The 19,096-nt window shown below is 43.0% G+C and carries 9 protein-coding genes and 1 pseudogene; 5 read left to right on the top strand and 5 right to left on the bottom strand.

What is annotated here, in order from left to right; translation table 11 throughout:
* The first annotated feature begins 273 nt into the window (after nucleotides 1-273).
* Together parE and parC are read left to right on the top strand one after the other, a co-directional pair.
* On the top strand, nucleotides 274-2,241 hold the full coding sequence (gene parE, locus KHQ79_RS09060) for a DNA topoisomerase IV subunit B (protein ID WP_019258532.1): 1,968 nt from the start codon (nucleotides 274-276) through the stop codon (nucleotides 2,239-2,241).
* A 3-nt stretch (nucleotides 2,242-2,244) separates the two neighbouring features.
* The gene (parC, locus tag KHQ79_RS09055) at nucleotides 2,245-4,665 is read left to right on the top strand and encodes a DNA topoisomerase IV subunit A (protein WP_225514916.1); all 2,421 of its coding nucleotides are present in this window, start codon (nucleotides 2,245-2,247) and stop codon (nucleotides 4,663-4,665) included.
* Nucleotides 4,666-4,712: 47 nt separating this feature from the next.
* Here the strand turns inward: parC and KHQ79_RS22225 are convergent, their stop codons facing one another.
* Entirely contained in the window at nucleotides 4,713-4,838 is a 126-nt protein-coding gene (locus tag KHQ79_RS22225) for a hypothetical protein (RefSeq protein ID WP_003238174.1), read from the bottom strand.
* Nucleotides 4,839-4,863: 25 nt separating this feature from the next.
* Nucleotides 4,864-5,217, bottom strand: coding sequence for a hypothetical protein (locus KHQ79_RS09050; protein WP_019258534.1), 354 nt, complete (start codon nucleotides 5,215-5,217; stop codon nucleotides 4,864-4,866).
* 498 nt (nucleotides 5,218-5,715) lie between these two features.
* Between KHQ79_RS09050 and KHQ79_RS09045 the strand changes: the two genes are divergently transcribed.
* From KHQ79_RS09045 to KHQ79_RS09035, 3 genes are all read left to right on the top strand, one after another.
* On the top strand, nucleotides 5,716-7,113 hold the full coding sequence (locus KHQ79_RS09045) for an alanine/glycine:cation symporter family protein (RefSeq protein ID WP_003238169.1): 1,398 nt from the start codon (nucleotides 5,716-5,718) through the stop codon (nucleotides 7,111-7,113).
* 322 nt (nucleotides 7,114-7,435) lie between these two features.
* Nucleotides 7,436-8,935, top strand: coding sequence for a cellulase family glycosylhydrolase (locus KHQ79_RS09040; RefSeq protein ID WP_225514914.1), 1,500 nt, complete (start codon nucleotides 7,436-7,438; stop codon nucleotides 8,933-8,935).
* 76 nt (nucleotides 8,936-9,011) lie between these two features.
* Nucleotides 9,012-9,275: a YnfE family protein gene (locus tag KHQ79_RS09035; protein WP_019258537.1), complete on the top strand. Its 264-nt coding sequence runs from the start codon at nucleotides 9,012-9,014 to the stop codon at nucleotides 9,273-9,275.
* Between the two features lie 317 nt (nucleotides 9,276-9,592).
* On the opposite strand, the gene xynC is transcribed toward KHQ79_RS09035, so the two are convergent.
* The 3 genes and pseudogenes from xynC to KHQ79_RS09020 all read right to left on the bottom strand — a co-directional run bounded on the left by xynC (nucleotide 9,593) and on the right by KHQ79_RS09020 (nucleotide 19,041).
* Nucleotides 9,593-10,864: a glucuronoarabinoxylan endo-1,4-beta-xylanase XynC gene (gene xynC, locus KHQ79_RS09030; protein WP_225514912.1), complete on the bottom strand. Its 1,272-nt coding sequence runs from the start codon at nucleotides 10,862-10,864 to the stop codon at nucleotides 9,593-9,595.
* A 61-nt stretch (nucleotides 10,865-10,925) separates the two neighbouring features.
* Nucleotides 10,926-11,027: pseudogene (locus tag KHQ79_RS09025) on the bottom strand (hypothetical protein); the annotation flags it as partial.
* Nucleotides 11,028-11,214: 187 nt separating this feature from the next.
* Nucleotides 11,215-19,041 (bottom strand): non-ribosomal peptide synthetase, encoded by a 7,827-nt coding sequence (locus tag KHQ79_RS09020; protein ID WP_225514910.1) that lies wholly within the window; start codon nucleotides 19,039-19,041, stop codon nucleotides 11,215-11,217.
* Nucleotides 19,042-19,096 lie beyond the last annotated feature (55 nt).

Below are 19,096 nucleotides of genomic sequence, written 5' to 3'. Positions count from 1 at the left end.
TGTCTAGCTGGGTTTCGGCCGTTCGATTTGCGAAGGTCTGCTGCTTTATATATAATAAACAAACATATGTTCTCATAGTGTAAAAACAGCACTAGCCGATGTTTTGCGAACTGATTCGTTAGCTCTATGTTGCGATTGTGAACATATTGGTTATAATGGGGAGTCCAAGGCAGTACCGGCTCGAGGCAAGGTTTTAACAAATACTTTATACAATTGATGCGTAACACTGAAAAAGAGAAAGACAATGTTAGTTTTTGAAAGGGGTTTGTACGTTTGGCTAGAAAACAGCAATTTGATTACAACGAAGATGCCATACAGGTGCTCGAAGGCCTTGAGGCCGTCAGGAAAAGGCCGGGTATGTATATTGGTTCTACTGACGCGCGTGGCTTGCACCACTTGGTTTATGAAATTGTAGATAACTCTGTCGACGAGGTGCTTGCCGGCCATGGAGATCACATAATCGTCAAAATACATAAAGACAACAGTATTTCTGTCCAGGATAGAGGCCGCGGCATGCCGACCGGAATGCATAAGCTCGGCAAACCAACCCCTGAAGTGATTTTAACGGTGCTTCATGCCGGAGGAAAGTTCGGCCAAGGCGGCTATAAGACAAGCGGAGGGCTGCACGGAGTTGGTGCATCAGTCGTGAATGCTTTATCTGAATGGCTGACGGTTACGATTGAGCGGGACGGTTTCGTCTATCAGCAGCGATTTGAAAATGGAGGAAAACCGGTTACATCTCTTGAAAAGATCGGCAAAACAAAAAAGACAGGAACGCTTACGCACTTTAAGCCAGATCCAACGATGTTCAGCGCAACAACTTATAATTTTGAAACGCTTTCTGAGCGCTTAAGAGAATCTGCGTTTTTGTTAAAAGGATTAAAAATTGAGCTGATTGACGAGCGCAATGACCAACATGAGGTCTTTTATTATGAGAACGGCATAGAAGCGTTTGTCGCTTACTTAAATGAGGAAAAAGACGTCTTGTCTGAAGTGGTCTCGTTTGAGGGAGAGCATCATTCAATAGAAGTAGACTTTGCGTTCCAGTTTAACGACGGCTATTCTGAAAACATTTTATCGTTTGTTAACAACGTTAGAACAAAAGACGGCGGGACTCATGAGTCAGGTGCAAAAACTGCGATGACACGTGCTTTTAATGAATATGCGAGAAAAGTGGCTTTGCTGAAAGAAAAGGATAAGAACCTTGAAGGCACTGATATAAGGGAAGGGCTTTCAGCCATTATTTCTGTCCGCATTCCTGAGGAGCTTCTTCAATTTGAGGGACAAACAAAAGGAAAGCTCGGTACTAGTGAAGCGAGGTCAGCGGTTGATGCGATTGTTTCAGAGCAGCTTGCTTACTTTTTAGAGGAAAACCGGGATACTGCAACGCTTCTTGTTAAAAAAGCAATCAAAGCGAGCCAGGCGCGCGAAGCGGCACGCAAAGCCCGTGAAGAAGCAAGAAGCGGCAAAAAACGAAAAAAATCAGAAGCGACATTAAGCGGGAAGCTGACGCCTGCGGGTTCGAGAAACCCGGCAAAGAATGAATTGTATCTCGTTGAGGGTGATTCAGCAGGCGGGTCAGCTAAGCAGGGAAGAGACCGCAGATTCCAAGCGGTTCTGCCTTTACGCGGTAAAGTCATTAATACGGAAAAAGCTAAGCTTGCTGATATCTTTAAAAATGAAGAGATCAATACGATCATTCATGCGATTGGCGGGGGTGTCGGAGCGGATTTCTCAATCGATGACATCAACTATGACAAAATCATCATTATGACAGATGCCGATACCGACGGCGCTCATATTCAAGTGCTGCTTCTCACCTTTTTCTATCGCTATATGAAGCCGCTCATTGAGCATGGCAAGGTGTTCATTGCACTGCCTCCTTTATATAAGGTCAGCAAAGGAAGCGGGAAAAAGGAAATCATTGAATACGCATGGTCTGATGAAGAGATGGATGATGTCCTGAAAAAAGTCGGAAAAGGATATACCATTCAGCGATACAAGGGTCTTGGAGAGATGAACGCAGACCAGCTGTGGGAAACGACAATGAATCCGGAGTCCCGCACGCTTGTAAGAGTCAAAATCGACGATGCGGCACGTGTAGAGAGACGTGTGACGACGTTAATGGGAGACAAAGTAGAGCCGCGCAGAAAGTGGATTGAGAAAAACGTCGCTTTCGGCTTAGATGAAGAAAGCAATATTTTAGAAAATGAAAACTTATCGGTCGCTGAGGAGGTTTAATGATTGTCACAGCCAGAATTATTTCATGATTTACCATTAGAAGAGGTCATCGGCGACCGTTTTGGACGCTACAGTAAATATATTATTCAAGACAGGGCGCTTCCTGATGCAAGAGACGGCTTAAAGCCGGTACAGCGCAGAATTCTGTATGCGATGCATACAGATGGAAACACGTTTGATAAAAACTTCAGAAAAGCAGCCAAAACGGTCGGTAACGTTATCGGTAACTATCATCCGCACGGTGACAGTTCGGTTTATGAAGCAATGGTGCGGATGAGCCAGGATTGGAAAGTGCGAAATGTGTTAATCGAAATGCACGGGAACAACGGAAGCATCGACGGAGATCCCCCGGCAGCCATGCGTTATACAGAGGCACGACTATCTCCGATTGCATCTGAGCTTCTTCGGGATATTGACAAAAATACGGTTGAATTTGTGCCGAACTTCGATGATACAAGCAAGGAGCCTGTTGTACTCCCGGCGATGTTTCCTAACCTATTGGTCAACGGATCTACCGGGATATCAGCAGGATACGCGACCGACATTCCCCCTCATCATCTGGGAGAAGTCATTGATGCTGTCATTAAGCGTATTCAAATGCCATCTTGCTCTGTTGATGAACTCATGGAAGTCATTAAAGGGCCTGATTTTCCGACAGGCGGTATTATTCAAGGCGTTGACGGGATAAGAAAAGCATACGAAACCGGAAAAGGAAAAATCATTATCCGCGGAAAAGCTGAAATTGAATCCATCAGAGGCGGACGAGAACAAATTGTCATTACGGAAATTCCATTTGAAGTAAACAAAGCAAATCTTGTGAAAAAAATGGACGAGTACCGCCTTGATAAAAAGGTTGAGGGCATCTCAGAGGTTCGCGATGAAACGGATCGGACAGGGCTGAGAGTGGTCATTGAACTGAAGAAAGAAGCGGATGCCAAAGGCATTTTGAATTTCTTATATAAAAATACCGATTTGCAGATCACATATAACTTTAATATGGTGGCCATTCATAACCGCCGTCCGATGCTGATGAGCCTGCCGTCTATTTTGGATGCATATATCGGCCACCAGAAGGAAGTCGTCACAAACCGGTCTGTCTACGAGCTTCAAAAAGCAAAAGACAGACATCACATCGTAGAAGGTCTCATGAAAGCTTTGTCCATTTTGGATGAAGTCATTGCAACGATCCGTTCTTCAAGCGATAAACGTGACGCTAAAAACAACTTGATAGCGAAATATAATTTTACAGAGCCTCAGGCTGAAGCCATCGTGTCATTGCAGCTATATCGTTTAACTAATACAGATATCACAGCGCTGAAGGAAGAGGCAGAAGAGCTCGGCAAAAAAATCGAAGAGCTCGAATCCATTCTGAGCAATGATAAAAAGCTGTTAAAAGTGATCACAAACAGCTTAAAAGCACTGAAAAAGAAATATGCAGACACGAGACGCTCTGTGATTGAAGAAAAAATTGAGGAAATTAAAATTAACCTTGAAGTCATGGTAGCGTCTGAGGACGTATATGTGACCGTTACGAAGGATGGTTACCTAAAACGGACGAGCCAGCGCTCATTTGCCGCTTCCAACGGTCAAGATTTCGGAATGAAAGATACGGACAGGATGCTGCATCAGTTTGAAATGAATACGACGGATGTGCTGCTGCTCTTTACGAACAAAGGAAGCTACATCTATTGTCCGGTTCACCAGCTGCCTGATATCAGATGGAAGGACATGGGCCAGCATTTTTCAAATATGATCACCATTGACCGTGATGAAACGATTGTAAAGGCCATACCGATAAAAGAATTTGACCCGTCGGCGTATCTATTGTTCTTCACGAAAAACGGCATGGTGAAAAAGACAGAACTCACCCATTATAAAGCACAGCGTTATTCTAAAGCGCTTGTGGCCTTAAATCTCAAGGGTGAAGACGAACTGATTGATGTACATGTGACAAATGGGGAAAGCCAGATCTTTATGGCCACTCACCTAGGGTACGGCCTATGGTTTGGAGAAGACGAAGTAAATGTAGTTGGCGCACGTGCGGCAGGTGTCAAAGGGATTAACCTAAAAGAAGATGACTTTGTTGTCTCCGGAGAGATCCTTCAAGAATCCGATTCAATTGTATTGTTCACTCAGCGGGGAGCGGTGAAACGCATGAGCCTTTCTGAGTTTGAAAAAACATCCCGCGCAAAACGCGGTGTCGTAATGCTAAGGGAACTGAAGAAGAACCCTCACCGAGTCGCAGCATTGTTTGCTTGCGGTCTTCATCAGCGATTTATGGCTGAAACAGAAAAAGGTGACAGAAAAGAACTGCAGGCAAAAGACTTCCGGACAAACGACAGATACAGCAATGGCTCTTTCTTTATTGATGAAGAGGAGTCAGGCAAGGTCACGGCTGTCTGGCGCCTTCATACAGAACAATAATAAAAAACCCGCTCACATTATGCGAGCGGGTTTCATTTGTTTTTTAATCAGCTTTCATGGCTGGAGAAAAGATCTGTCATGGCATGAATGACTTCGATTCCTTGCCATACAAATAAATTCAGTGCTGTGAAAGAAAATAAGCCTAAAATCACCATTCTTAAGATAAACAACATGTTTAACAGCCTCCTCATATTTTCGTTATATAATCGGGTGATGTTGAACATGAAGTTTGCCGAAATAAGACGATTGATAAAATTTGGCCAGTATAAAGCTTTTTTTCCGCTGGCGCCTGCGGGAGTAACCCGTATTTTTGCTTTCAGCGGTTATAAGCAGAACAGCCATTGCCCATAAAGCAGTCAGCGCAAATGCTCCTGTGATGGATTTCTTTTCATCATCTGCATTTTGCCCAACTTTCATCTCATGCATTTCCTGCTGGTCGGCTACAGCTTTATAATGATGGCCAATATCAAAGGCATGGGGAATTGAGAACAAATGAAAACTGGCAATCGCCAAGAACAAGATGGACGCTTTCAGTATCGTTACCTTTTTCAAATGATCTTCCCCCCTTTAATATTACTGAATATTTTTATAATAATACCCTAATCCATCCTAAAAGTAAACCTGATTTATTAAATTTAAAAATAAAGTTCACTTTGTTAAGTATATATCTTTTTGCTTATTTTTGAAAGAGAAATTTCTTTTATTAGTGTATGTATACCCGGTCTAAGATGTGAATAAAAACGCATTTTAGATGATATGTTTGTTGTTTAGGATTTATGACTTTATGTATCAAAGGAAACAGAAAGTGTCAGGGGAGAAATTCTAATATTTTAAAAGAGAACTCTTTTTAAAATGCAAGCTTATAAGAAATATTTCTATTCATAGGAAAATAATAGAGAGAGACCGAAGGCGTGAACTTCAATCTAGAACAATAATCTTCACGAAAAAACTTCCTAATTCGACATATTGTGATATAATAAGACTCGTTATGTTAAAAAATCTAACATCAAATTTGAATTCACCATGAATTGATGAAAACGGGAGGTAAATATGGGGTCATTTTTCAACAGTTTAATTAATATTCCAAGTGATTTCATCTGGAATTACCTATTTTATATTTTAATAGGGCTTGGATTGTTTTTTACCATACGTTTTGGTTTTATCCAATTCCGTTACTTTATTGAAATGTTCAGAATAGTAGGGGAGAAACCAGAAGGAAATAAAGGTGTCTCATCTATGCAGGCATTCTTTATTTCGGCCGCATCCCGAGTCGGCACAGGGAATTTGACTGGTGTAGCCTTAGCAATTGCGACAGGCGGACCGGGCGCTGTATTTTGGATGTGGGTTGTAGCTGCTGTAGGGATGGCTTCAAGTTTTGTTGAGAGTACGTTAGCGCAGCTTTATAAAGTGAAGGACGGGGATAACTTCCGCGGTGGACCAGCCTACTATATCCAAAAGGGTCTTGGGGTCAGATGGCTTGGCGTTGTTTTTGCTGTCTTAATTACGGTCTCATTCGGTTTAATCTTTAACGCTGTTCAAACGAATACAATTGCAGGGGCGTTGGATGGCGCATTCCATGTAAACAAAATAGTTGTAGCCATCGTTCTGGCAGCTTTAACTGCGTTTATCATTTTTGGCGGTTTGAAACGTGTTGTAGCTGTATCACAGCTAATTGTGCCGGTTATGGCAGGCATTTATATCCTCATTGCTTTGTTTGTCGTTATTACCAATATAACGGCATTCCCTGGCATTATCGCAACAATTGTTAAAAATGCTTTCGGTATTGAGCAAATCGTCGGCGGCGGATTAGGAGGCATCATCGTTATCGGTGCTCAGCGCGGACTTTTCTCGAACGAAGCAGGAATGGGAAGCGCTCCGAACGCGGCTGCGACGGCTCATGTATCGCATCCGGCAAAGCAAGGCTTTATTCAAACATTAGGCGTATTTTTCGATACATTTATCGTATGTACGTCCACAGCGTTCATTATTTTGCTGTATAGTGTAACACCAAAAGGTGATGGTATCCAAGTAACGCAGGCTGCCCTTAATCATCATATTGGAGGCTGGGCGCCTAGCTTCATCGCAGTCGCAATGTTCTTGTTTGCATTCAGTTCGGTTGTCGGAAACTATTATTATGGCGAGACAAACATTGAATTTATTAAAACAAGCAAAACATGGCTGAATATTTACCGTATCGCTGTTATTGCGATGGTTGTCTATGGATCTTTATCTGGCTTCCAAATCGTTTGGGATATGGCGGACCTCTTTATGGGTATCATGGCGCTGATTAATTTAATTGTTATTGCGCTGCTGTCAAACGTTGCTTATAAAGTGTATAAAGATTACGCGAAACAGCGTAAGCAAGGATTAGATCCTGTATTCAAAGCGAAAAACATCCCGGGCCTGAAAAACGCTGAAACTTGGGAAGATGAGAAACAAGAAGCATAAGAACACGGCTGCATTCAATTCATTGAATGCAGCTTTTTATTTGCCCAAAAGAAGCGGAATGTTTTGATTTCATAAAAAAATAACGTGTAAAGTCCTGGTTAAACACTTTTATCTTTGGTTCCGCATGTGTCAGCTGTATCTGAGATAAGACAAAAAGAGCAAATAGACAGGCTTTTAAGCCGTCTAAAAACAAGAAATTAGGTTGATAGACAATCGTGAGAAAGATTTTTACAATGAGTCCGTGCTAAAAAGCGAAAGGGAGGGAGAGCGGTGAGTTACTAGGCATATTTTATATAATTTAAAGGAGGAGAAAATATCATATATGAAACGTTCAGTCTCTATCTTAATCGTATGTTTATTCATTGCATTATTAGCAATCGGCGGTTTGGCGGCTCCAGAAGCATCTGCAGCAGAGGCAAAAACGCCAGTATCCATAAATGGCCAGCTTAGCATAAAAGGTACACAGCTAGTCAATCAAGACGGCAAAGCGGTACAGCTGAAGGGGATCAGTTCACACGGATTGCAATGGTATGGCGATTTCGTCAATAAAGACAGCTTAAAATGGCTGAGAGACGATTGGGGCATTACGGTTTTCCGTGCGGCAATGTATACGGCAGACGGCGGTTATATTGATAATCCGTCTGTGAAAAACAAAGTGAAAGAAGCGGTTGAAGCGGCAAAAGAGCTTGGGGTATATGTCATCATTGACTGGCATATCTTAAATGACGGCAATCCAAATCAAAATAAAGAGAAGGCAAAAGAATTTTTCGAGGAAATGTCGAGCCTTTACGGAAACACGCCAAACGTCATTTATGAAATTGCGAACGAACCAAACGGCGATGTGAACTGGAAGCGTGATATTAAACCGTATGCGGAAGAAGTGATTTCCGTTATCCGTAAACATGATCCCGACAACCTCATCATCGTCGGAACCGGTACATGGAGCCAGGATGTGAATGATGCTGCCGATGATCAGCTAAAGGATGCAAATGTCATGTACGCGCTTCATTTTTATGCCGGCACACATGGCCAGTTTTTACGGGATAAAGCAAACTATGCCCTCAGCAAAGGAGCGCCTATTTTTGTGACGGAATGGGGGACAAGTGATGCTTCCGGAAATGGCGGAGTATTTCTTGACCAGTCGCGGGAATGGCTGAATTATCTCAATAGCAAGAATATCAGCTGGGTGAACTGGAATCTTTCTGATAAGCAGGAATCGTCTTCAGCTTTAAAGCCGGGAGCATCTAAAACAGGCGGCTGGCCGTTGACCGATTTATCCGCTTCAGGAACATTCGTAAGAGAAAACATTCTCGGCACCAAAGATTCGACAAAGGACAGTCCTGAAACGCCAACACAAGATAAACCGACACAGAAAAACAGTATCTCTGTGCAATACAGAGCAGGTGATGGAAGTGTGACCGGCAACCAAATACGACCGCAGATTCACATAAAAAATAATGGCAGCACCACGGTTGGTTTAAAAGATGTCACTGTCCGTTACTGGTATAACGCGAAAAACAAAGGCCAAAACTATGACTGTGACTACGCGCAGATCGGATGCAGCAATGTGACACACAAGTTTATGATGTTACATAAACCTAAGCAAGGCGCAGATGCCTATCTGGAACTAGGTTTTAAAAACGGAACGCTGTCACCGGGAGCAAGCACCGGGGACGTTCAGCTTCGTCTTCATAATGATGACTGGAGCAATTATGCACAAAACGGGGATTATTCCTTTTTCCAATCAAATACGTTTAAAACAACGAAAAAAATCACATTATATAAGCACGGAAAACTGATTTGGGGTACAGAACCCAAATAGTTATGCTTTTGACGGACATCAGCAATAATGATGTCCGTTTTCATCATCTTATACAGCAAATAAGGAGGTTTACATTGTGGATGAAACATTGAAACAGTATATGGTGCTGTTCAAAGAAATGAATGATGTGATCAATGGTCCGGACTATCCAGGTAAGGAAAAAGACATCCAAAATCAAAAAGAACAGATCGAAGTTTACGAAAAACAGCTGCAGCAAGGTTTTTCTACAGATTATGACTACGATGTGTTTGCGGACTCGGTTATCAAATGTGCATATGGCGATATGACGCTGGAAGATTTAGAAGCGGTTTATTATGGATTGACTACGCCATTTTTTTGATTAGAGATTCAACTGTAAAATTTCATTTTCTGTCTCACTAACTTAAGTATACTTTTATATTGAGACAGAAATTCATTTATTTTGTTTACTTCCTAGAATATATATTATGTAAACTGAAAAAGCTAGAGATATAAGCTTTGCTGTTGTACATCCTTCTTCTCCCCCTAATTTATATCTCCTTGACAAGCTGATGCCTTCCGCATTTAAAATGGCAATAAGCATGCAGCTTCAAAACGATGAAAGATATAAAAAAAGCGATTTCCCTATCAGAAAATCGCAAATTCAGACATTCTATGAGTTACGTGCCTTAGGTACCCTTAACGATTTGCGACAAATGTTGTCACGCTTTGAGCTGGAAGATGGGCCCAAAAATGATTGCCCGTTACGTTGAGATTCGTTCCAGGTTGAAGATTGCTGCTGCTGCTCGTGATCCATCTAGATACCTGAGAAGCAGATCCATTCTGCAAAACAAAGTTTTGGTTTACACCTGTGTTGCTTTTGTTAATGGCAACAATAACGACCTTGTTGTCACCTTTATAGGCTGACACGTAAACGTTCGCATTAGGATTTTTCGTTGCATCAATCCTTACATAGCCGGGACGCACAAACTTCGAGAAATGAGCCATATTGTAACCACGTTTGCTGATCGTACCATCTTCTTTCATAGGACCATATGATCTTCGGATATACCACCAGACATAAGCTTGAAAATCTCCCTCTACCATTGAATTGTGAATATGATGTGAAACATCCAACGCCTCGGGCCATCGATCCGCCGAGTTGTTATCACTGTTCGGATAGTATACTTCCGTCATCCAAAGGTCCTTCCCCGCTCCTTTTTGTTTGAAAAGAGGATAAGGGAAATGACTGATCTGAGTGCCGTACAGGTGGGTTCCGAGAATATCCATATTGGCAAGAGCCTGCGGATCGTTCAAAATCGGGTCCGACAAATCCTTCAAGTATTGAAATGACTCAGGCGCAATGACGCGGGCATTGATCGAGCCGGCGTTTTCTCTCATAAAGCGAAGTATTTCTTGCGGCGTCCACCACGTCCACTCGTGAGCGTAATCAGGCTCGTTTTGGACCGAAATCGCGTAAAGATTCACACCATTATTCTTCATGAAGGTAACAAAATCGTTAAGATGCTGCGCATATGCGGCGTATTTATCGTATTTCAGCCGTTTAGCCGATGTATCACCATTACGGTTAAAGGTCTCAACCATATCACTTGGAGGATTCCAGGGAGAAGCAAAAACGATTGCTCCATGTTTGATCGCACTCTTTGCAGTCTCCACTTCTCTGTACCAATTATTTCTATTTTCATCTACATGAATTCTTAAGATTGAAAAGCCTAACTGAATCTGTCCATTGCCAAAAGCAGTTTCTCTTTGAGCTGCTGTCAAATCCCCAATCCAAGCCGGGTGGTTCATTCCTCCAAATCCGCGAATCACTTGTTTTTCTGCAGATACATTAACTGTTACATCACTTGCTGCCAAAACTTCAGTAGCGCATGGACCGGTTAACATTACTGACAGCATAGTGAAACATACCAATAATACACAAATTGGTTTTTTTACGCATGATATCATTTTTTCCTCTCCTTCATATGTCTTTTACGGTATTGGAAAAATACGTTATGGCGAATATCCTATTCAAAATATGTTTTGCAATTGCAGCATACGCAGACTTCCCAGATAAGCAACTCAATAATAAAGCAAGAACCCATAAACATACGCTACACTTTTTACGCATAACTTAACATCCTCCTTTTTCCTTAAAATGGAGGAGTTTCTTTTTAACATTTGGTGACTGGTCAAGAAGAACACATAAAATGGAGTATTTCTAGAATAAACCGTAGCAAACACATGAGTATTACTCGCACTTTTTTTAATAAAAAAATGCCGCTGACTGCCAGCAGCGGCATTTTTCACTAGATCATTTACATTTTGTTAAACTTTGTGTCTCCTGCAAACGATCCCATTGACAGTTGTTCATCAAGAACAAGTCCTTGATGATGCCGTTCTTCAATTCTTTTGATAATAGATTGAATTGTATCCACATTTTCTTCGATATTATAAGGTTCAAAGATCGTCACATGGTCTCCTTTTAATTTGTACTCAAGGTAATGCTGTGCAGTTGATTGCGTCCATCCTCTATCAGTCAAATCACCACACACCAAATGATGTATGTTGGCGTTGACAGCGCCGGAATTGATCAGTTCATTGTGATACGCAAGGTAGCTTCTGAGTTTATCCTTAATCGAAGGAATGGTTAATAACTCTCTATAATAATCCGGAATGATATCCAGATTCAGATGGATGATCTCTTCAGTTTCCTCTTCCGATAAATAAGTCACAGAAACGGCTATTTTAGAATCCAGCATCATAATGTCTGATACGACGCGTCCACGCTTCTCCAAGGCTTTAGCAACCTCAAAAGCCAAATTCGAGCCCGAAGAATAACCAAGCAAAACATAAGGCCCTTTTTCTTGAATGCCTATTATGCTTTCTGCATACCGGTCAACGATCTCTTTCTCATAAGACGGCTCTTCCAAGAAATCAGCGGCATAGACGGTGCAGCTGCCATCAAGTCTTTTCGCCATTTCATTATAAACCAGCCCATACCCGATTAAAGGCGGGAAACAGAACACAGGGATTGAACCGTTCTGATTCATCTTGACGAATACGTTATCCGTCTTGGACTCGAACACCGCTGCTTGAATGGCGCGTGCCATTGCTTCAATGGTCGGAAAATCGTATACGGCTTGATAATGCATTTTGATTCCCATACTGGCGTTAATTTGATGAATAACTTGCAAAACTTTGAGCGAATGGCCGCCAACGTCAAAGAAATTATCTTTAACCCCCGGGTCACTGAGAGCTAAAATGTTCTTCCATATCTCGGCCAGCTGCTTTTCAATTAACGTTTCGGGTGCTGCGTATTCGGTTCCGGTGAGCCTATTTCCCTTAGGAGCCGGCAAAGCTTTCCAGTCGATTTTTCCATTAGCGGTTATCGGCATCTTCTCTACTTGTACAAAATAGGCTGGAATCATATACGCGGGCAGTTTGTTCAGCAAATGCCGCTTCAGCTGCGCCGTATTGAATGATTCGTCTCCTGTCAAGTAGGCGCACAGCTGCTTGGAGCCCTCTTCTTCAATCGCGATGACGACCGCTTCTTTGACAGATTCCAGTTGCAATAAAGCTGTCTCGATCTCGCCGAGTTCAATCCGGTAACCCCGGATTTTCACCTGATGATCAATTCTTCCCAAATACTCGATATTGCCGTCAGGCAGCCATCGGGCGACATCTCCCGTTTTGTACATTTTTTCGCCTGGGGCAAATGGGTGTTCAACAAATTTCTCTGCCGTTAATTCCGGGCGGTTCAAATATCCTCTAGCCAGCCCCTCTCCTGCAACATAGAGCTCTCCCGGTATGCCCATTACCTGAATGCGTTGATATTCGTCCAAAATATACGCTTGCAGGGTAGGAATAGGTTGTCCGATGTTGCTTCTGCCCTCGTCGATTTCTCGTTCCGTGATTTCTTTATATGTGACATGAACGGTGGTTTCCGTGATGCCGTACATATTGATTAATTGCGTTAAAGGATATTTAATCTTCCAGTCTTTCAAGAAGGATGGATTTAACGCCTCTCCGCCAAATATGATTTTTCGGATGTTTAAATTGGATTCGGAATATGCTCTCTCCTCCTGCATCAGTTGGTAGAAATAACTTGGCGTTTGATTTAAAATTGTCACTGCTTCCGACTTTAACAATTGCAAATACCTTTCGGGGTTTTTTGCTGTTTGTTTCGGAACAATCACTAATTTGCCCCCATGCAGCAGCGCTCCGTACATTTCCCACACTGAAAAATCAAAGCAGAAGGAATGGAACAAAGTCCATGTGTCCGATGCGTTAAAATCAAAAAGGTTTTTGTTATTAAATAATAGACGGACCACATTTTTATGTTCAATGAGCGTTCCTTTCGGATTCCCCGTTGTTCCTGATGTATAGATGACGTAGGCTAATTGATTTGGCGCTGTCCTTAGATTGAGATTGGATGCTTCGACGTCGTATGATGACGGATCGTCAAGGAAGACAGCATGACTTTGATAAGCGGTACATTTTAGAAGATGATTTTGCAATAATAATATAGAGACGTTAGAATCTTCAAGCATATAATGGATGCGTTCTTCCGGATATTCCGGATCGACCGGTACATAAACTCCTCCCGCTTTCAAAATAGCGAGGATGCCTAACACCATCTCCGGTGAACGTTCCGCCATAATGCCAACAAGCTGCTCAGCCTGAAGTCCTTTGGCGACCAAGGTTCGGGCCAACTGATTAGCGCGTTCATTTAATGCCCGATACGTCAGCTTCTGACCTTCAAAAACAATCGCCACTTGCTCCGGCGTTCGCTCCGCTTGTTCCTCAAACAATTGATGAATCGTCTTTTTCTTTGGATACTCGGCCGCTGTATCGTTAAACTTGTCTATCAGGAGCGATCGTTCATCCGCTGTTACTATATCCAGTTCTTGGACGCGAGTTTCCTGATCGTCCGCCATTTGCTTAATGATTTGCATGAAGTGCGCCTGCATCCGTTCGACACATGCTTGATCATAAACATCACGATTGTATACAAAACGAATTTCAATTTCTCCGGCCGGCATAACTATAAAAGTAAAATCGTAATGGGTATGTTCTTCCATATGAAAATCGATAATGTCTAATGCTTTGTCATCCTGCTTCATATGTTCTATTTGTTTCTCGACCGGGTAATTCTCAAAAACCATAATATGATTGATCAACTGCTGCTTTTGCTCAGTTTGAGCCTGAATTTCATACAACGGAAATGTATCGTATGCTTGAGAAGCCAGTGCCCGCTCCTGGTTCATTTTCAATACTTGTGCAGCTGTCATTTCAGGTTGCGTATGAATACGTACGGGAATGGTATTGATAAATAAACCGACCATAGTTTCAATTCCCGGGATTTCTGCCGGCCGGCCGGATACGACAGTGCCGAAAACGACATCCTGACTCCCGTTATATCTTTGCAGCAATAAGCCCCATGCGGTTTGTATCCATGTATTGAGCGTGACTTGATGGTGGCTTGCGGCCCGTTTGATCTCGTCTGTGAGCTGCTTTCCTAAACGAAACGCATGCTCTCCTTTTTCGTATCCTTTCGGCTGGTTGGAGGATTGTTCTTGTAACAAAACAGTTTGCCCTTCATAGCCTTCCAAATAATTACGCCAATAGACTGCTGCCTGCTTGTGATCTTTTTTATCCAGCCATTCGATATATTGGCTGTATGGAGTGACGGCTCCCCGTTTCGGCTGCCTCCGCTCAAGAATCGCATAATAGGTTTCAAACACTTCTTTCGTAACAAGAGGCAAACACCAGCCATCCATTAAAATATGATGAAAGCTCCATATCAATCGCGCTTGGTCTACATCTGTCCGCAGGATCGATACGCGCATTAAAGCATCTCGGGTGAGATTGAATCCTCGCGCCTTATCTCTTCTCGCAAAATCGGCAATAAACTCGCTGCGTTGATGACTGTTCATGCTGCGAATATCTTCAACGACCGTTTCAATCGGCTTTTGCCGGAATACAATCTGCAAAGGCTGATCTTTCCATTCTGTATAAAAAAGAGTTCGAAGAATGTCATATCTTTCGGCCAGCTGCGCCAAGCTCATCCTAAATGCCTCGATATCCAAGAAACCTTTCAGATCAAAAGCGGCTTGTTCAAAGTAAGCTTCGGAATCCGAATCGATCAAGCTATGGAACAACATTCCTTTCTGCATAGGGGTTAATGGGTATATATTTTCAATTTCACCAAGGTGATGTGTTTGTTGCACAAATTGATCTAGTTCACCGATCGTTATATCTTTTAATGAAATATCGCTTGGCGTCAGGTGAATTTGATCTTGAGCATCACAATGTTCGATGACTTGCTGCAAACTGCTTTTTAAGAGATCGGCACAGGCTTCCATTGTTTCTCTTTGATATTGTTTACTGCAATAACTGACTGCCAACGACAATTGACCGTTTGAAATCATGCCATTGATATCAAGTGCATAGGTTATGGGGCGCTTGTCACTGACTGTTTTCCCGCTTGAGTACGGAGATACCTCCATCCTGCCGTTTCGGAAATCTTGATCAAATTGACCCAAATAATTGAAACTGATTTCCGGCTGTCCGGTAAATTCGGAAGCCTTCGGGTGATCGGACAAATACTTAATCAGGCCATAACCTATTCCTTTTCGGGGGATCTTACGCAAATTTTCTTTCACTGTTTTAATTCGCTGCGAGATATCCTGGTCTGCCTTAATTTGGAGCGAAACCGGGTATAGGCTTGTGAACCATCCCACCGTACGTGAAATATCAAGGTCTTGAAAAATAGATTCTCTGCCGTGTCCTTCCAGATGAATGAGAATGTCTTCATAACCGGTCCAACGATGAATAGCCGTTCCAAGTCCGGTCAGCAATAAATCGTTAATGTCAGTTGTATAGGCCCGGTTAGATTTTTTTAATAAAGATTCGGTTTCTTCCGCCGTCCATTGGACGATGATCGTTTCCCGGTCTTCGGCCAGACCGGTCTCCTGTTCTTTGTCCTTTGGCAATGTATGTTGCGGGTTATGTTTCTGCCCGAACCAGTATTGATTTTCTGCTTCGAATTCCTGACTTTCTGCATAACGTTTCAATTGTTCAGCCCATAAAAGGTATGAGTCTGTCTTCTTCGGAAGCCGGATCGCTTCGCCGTTTTGAAGCTGCTCATAAGCTGCTGCAATATCCTCAAGTAAAATCCTCCACGATACGCCATCGACGACCAAATGATGAATCGCAATCAGCAAATGATCTCCATCCTGACATTGAAACAATCCCAGTTTCATGAGCGGACCTTCGGCTAAATGGATGGATTGCTGAATGTCATTGGAGATCGTTTCTATCGTTTGGGCAGGGTTGTTTTCTTCAAGTAAGGAGAACACTTCAAGGCTGAATAAATCTCCTTCATCGATCCCCCGGTTTCGGGCTTGATATCCATGTTCTGTCGGAACATAAACCATACGTAAAGCATCGTGATGCTCAGCAATCTTCTTCATGACTTTGCGAAGCTTCGATTCATCCAATTTCTCTTTCCAACAAAGCATGATGGATTGGTTATAATGATGCAAATCCGGATATTGCTGGGCGAAAAACCAATGCTGAATCGGTGTCAGAAGCGACCGGCCTTTAATTTCTCCTTGTTCAGCGATTCGGATGACCGGCTCTGCAAAAGGAACAACCCCAGCGATCGTCGGATGCTTGAACAAGTGTTTGATGTCAAGCTTATACCCTGATTGATATAAGCTTGATGTCACTTGAATCGACTTAATTGAATCTCCCCCCAGCTCAAAGAAATGATCGTCGATTCCGACGCGTTCTGCGCCTAATACCGACTCCCACACTCCGGCTAGGATTTTTTCCAGTTCTGTCCGCGGAGCTGTATAGGTATTGCCCGTGAGATTTCCTGTTGGAACAGGCAGTGCCTGACGATCTATTTTTCCGTTTGAAGTAAGCGGCATCGCTTTCAGCTGTACGAAATAAGCAGGTATCATATAGTCCGGAAGCTGCCGGGACAGATGTTTCCGGATCTCACCTGCGGTTAAAGAACGCTGTGCTGTATAATAGGCGCACAAAGATGTTTCCCCGTTGGTTTCTTGTGCAATAACGAGGGCTTCTTGAATCGGCGGTATATGAAAAAATGCGGCTTCGACTTCACCGATTTCAATGCGGTAACCGCGGATTTTCACCTGATGGTCGATCCTTACGAGGTATTCGATATTACCGTCCGGCAGCCGCCTGGCCAAGTCTCCCGTCCGGTACATTTTCCCCTCCGGTACAAAGGGATGCCGCAGAAACCTTTCCGCCGTTAATTCCGGCCGGTTCAAATAACCTCTGGCAATGCCGTCCCCGCTGATATAAATTTCTCCCGGGACGCCGATTGGCACCGGCTTCATGCTCTTATCCAGTACATAAATGTTCATATTGTCCGCAGCGGTTCCGATCGGCACTGATTCCCGTCTGTCGTTTTGTGGATCAAAGGAATAAATCATACAGCCGACGACTGTCTCTGTAGGGCCGTATTCGTTAAAGATTTCGATTCTGCCGCCGAATTGTCCGCTGATATTTTGGGCGAGACGCGTGCTTAAATTGTCGCCGCCAACAATTAATTTCCGAATGGTGCACTCAGGAGAGATGTTCATTTCTTTTAATAACTGCAAATGAGCCGGAGTTAATTTGATAATATCCACCCTCGGATCCTGCACAATGGAATAAAGCAAGGCCGCCCTGTTTTCTCCTCCGTAGACAATAATGGCATTGCCGGTAATAAGCGGAGTAAAAACAGACGTTACCGTCAGATCAAAAGCGATGGACGAGTATAGCGGAAAGTTGGTTTTTTCTCCTTTGACATATACCCTGCGGGCCCACCAAATATAATTGGTTAAGCCTTGATGCTCAATTGCCACACCTTTAGGCTTGCCTGTGGAACCCGACGTATAGATGACATAGGCCAAATCCTTCATACTGCTGATCGGTTCAAGGTCAGAGCCGTCTTCGTGGTAAGAACTTTCCTCATCGATGAAAACCATTGTGCCCGTAAGTTCCAATTGCTTTCGGAGATGGCTCTGCGTCAAGACGATATCAGCTTGGGAGTCATCTACTATATACTGTATGCGATGCTTCGGATAATCCGGATCAATTGGCACATAGGCACCGCCCGCTTTTAATACGGCCAGTATTCCAACTACCACCTCAATGTTATGATCGCTGATGATGGCTGCGAGCCGATCCGTCCGCATGCCCTTGGCTCTCAACGTTCGGGCTAATTGATTGGCACGTTCATTAAGCTGACGATACGTGAATTGTTTTTCTCCGCAAATAATGGCTGCTTGATCGGGTGTTCGTTTCATCTGTTCTTCGAATAACTGATAGATCGTCTTATCTCGCGGATATTCAGTTTTCGTATGATGATAGTCAACGAGAAATGTATTTGTCTCCGCTTCAGACAAAATATTTACTTCACTGAGAGTGAGGTCCGGTTGAAATAACATGATAGAAAATAGACGGTTTAAATGCCCGATTACCTGCATCATATACTGACGGTCATAGGCTTGTTCATTAAAAAATAACTTTACATCAATCGAGTCTTCCTCCATAGCAAACTGAAATAAGGCATCTGAAGCAGCCGTTTCTATGAAACGCTCAGAATGAATTTGCTCTAATGAAACAACCGTATGGATGATCGGCAAATGATTTGTATTGTAGTTCAGTCGCAGCTGTCCGGCCATTTTATCAAAGGGAACGTCCTGATATAGGATCGCTTCGTCCAGCGTATGTTTCAGTTCATGGAATATAGATTTAAACGTACTGTCGGCATTTATATTTTGTTTGATTAACATGAGTTGATCTAAACGAAGATCTTCATCAGTTTCGTCTTCAAAGGTTGGAACCCCTGTAATTACACCCTCTTCCCCCGTGTATTTGTACAATAGGGACTCAATTCCGATCAGGAGAACCAGATAGACGGCCATTGGCGTTTGATTCGTCATGGTCAGGATGCGCCGTGATACATCTGAACTCAATGAACTGTGAATACAGTCAGATGCACTCGATACATCACGCTTTAATGTTGAGTCGGACACTTGAAACGAAGGGAATGCACTGGGACGGTCTTCCACGTGAAACATGCGGCCCCAGAACAACTCCTGTTGTTTGAATTCTGACATTCATATCCCTCCAGTTGGTTTCATTCCTGTTTTGAAGGCGGCTTGCGGCAGCCGC

Origin of the sequence: Bacillus sp. TSO22 (assembly GCF_020223595.1) — a bacterium.
GTDB lineage: Bacteria > Bacillota > Bacilli > Bacillales > Bacillaceae > Bacillus > Bacillus inaquosorum.
The sequence above is the reverse complement of the archived record's forward strand: the minus strand, read 5'-3'. Positions and strand labels throughout refer to the sequence as shown.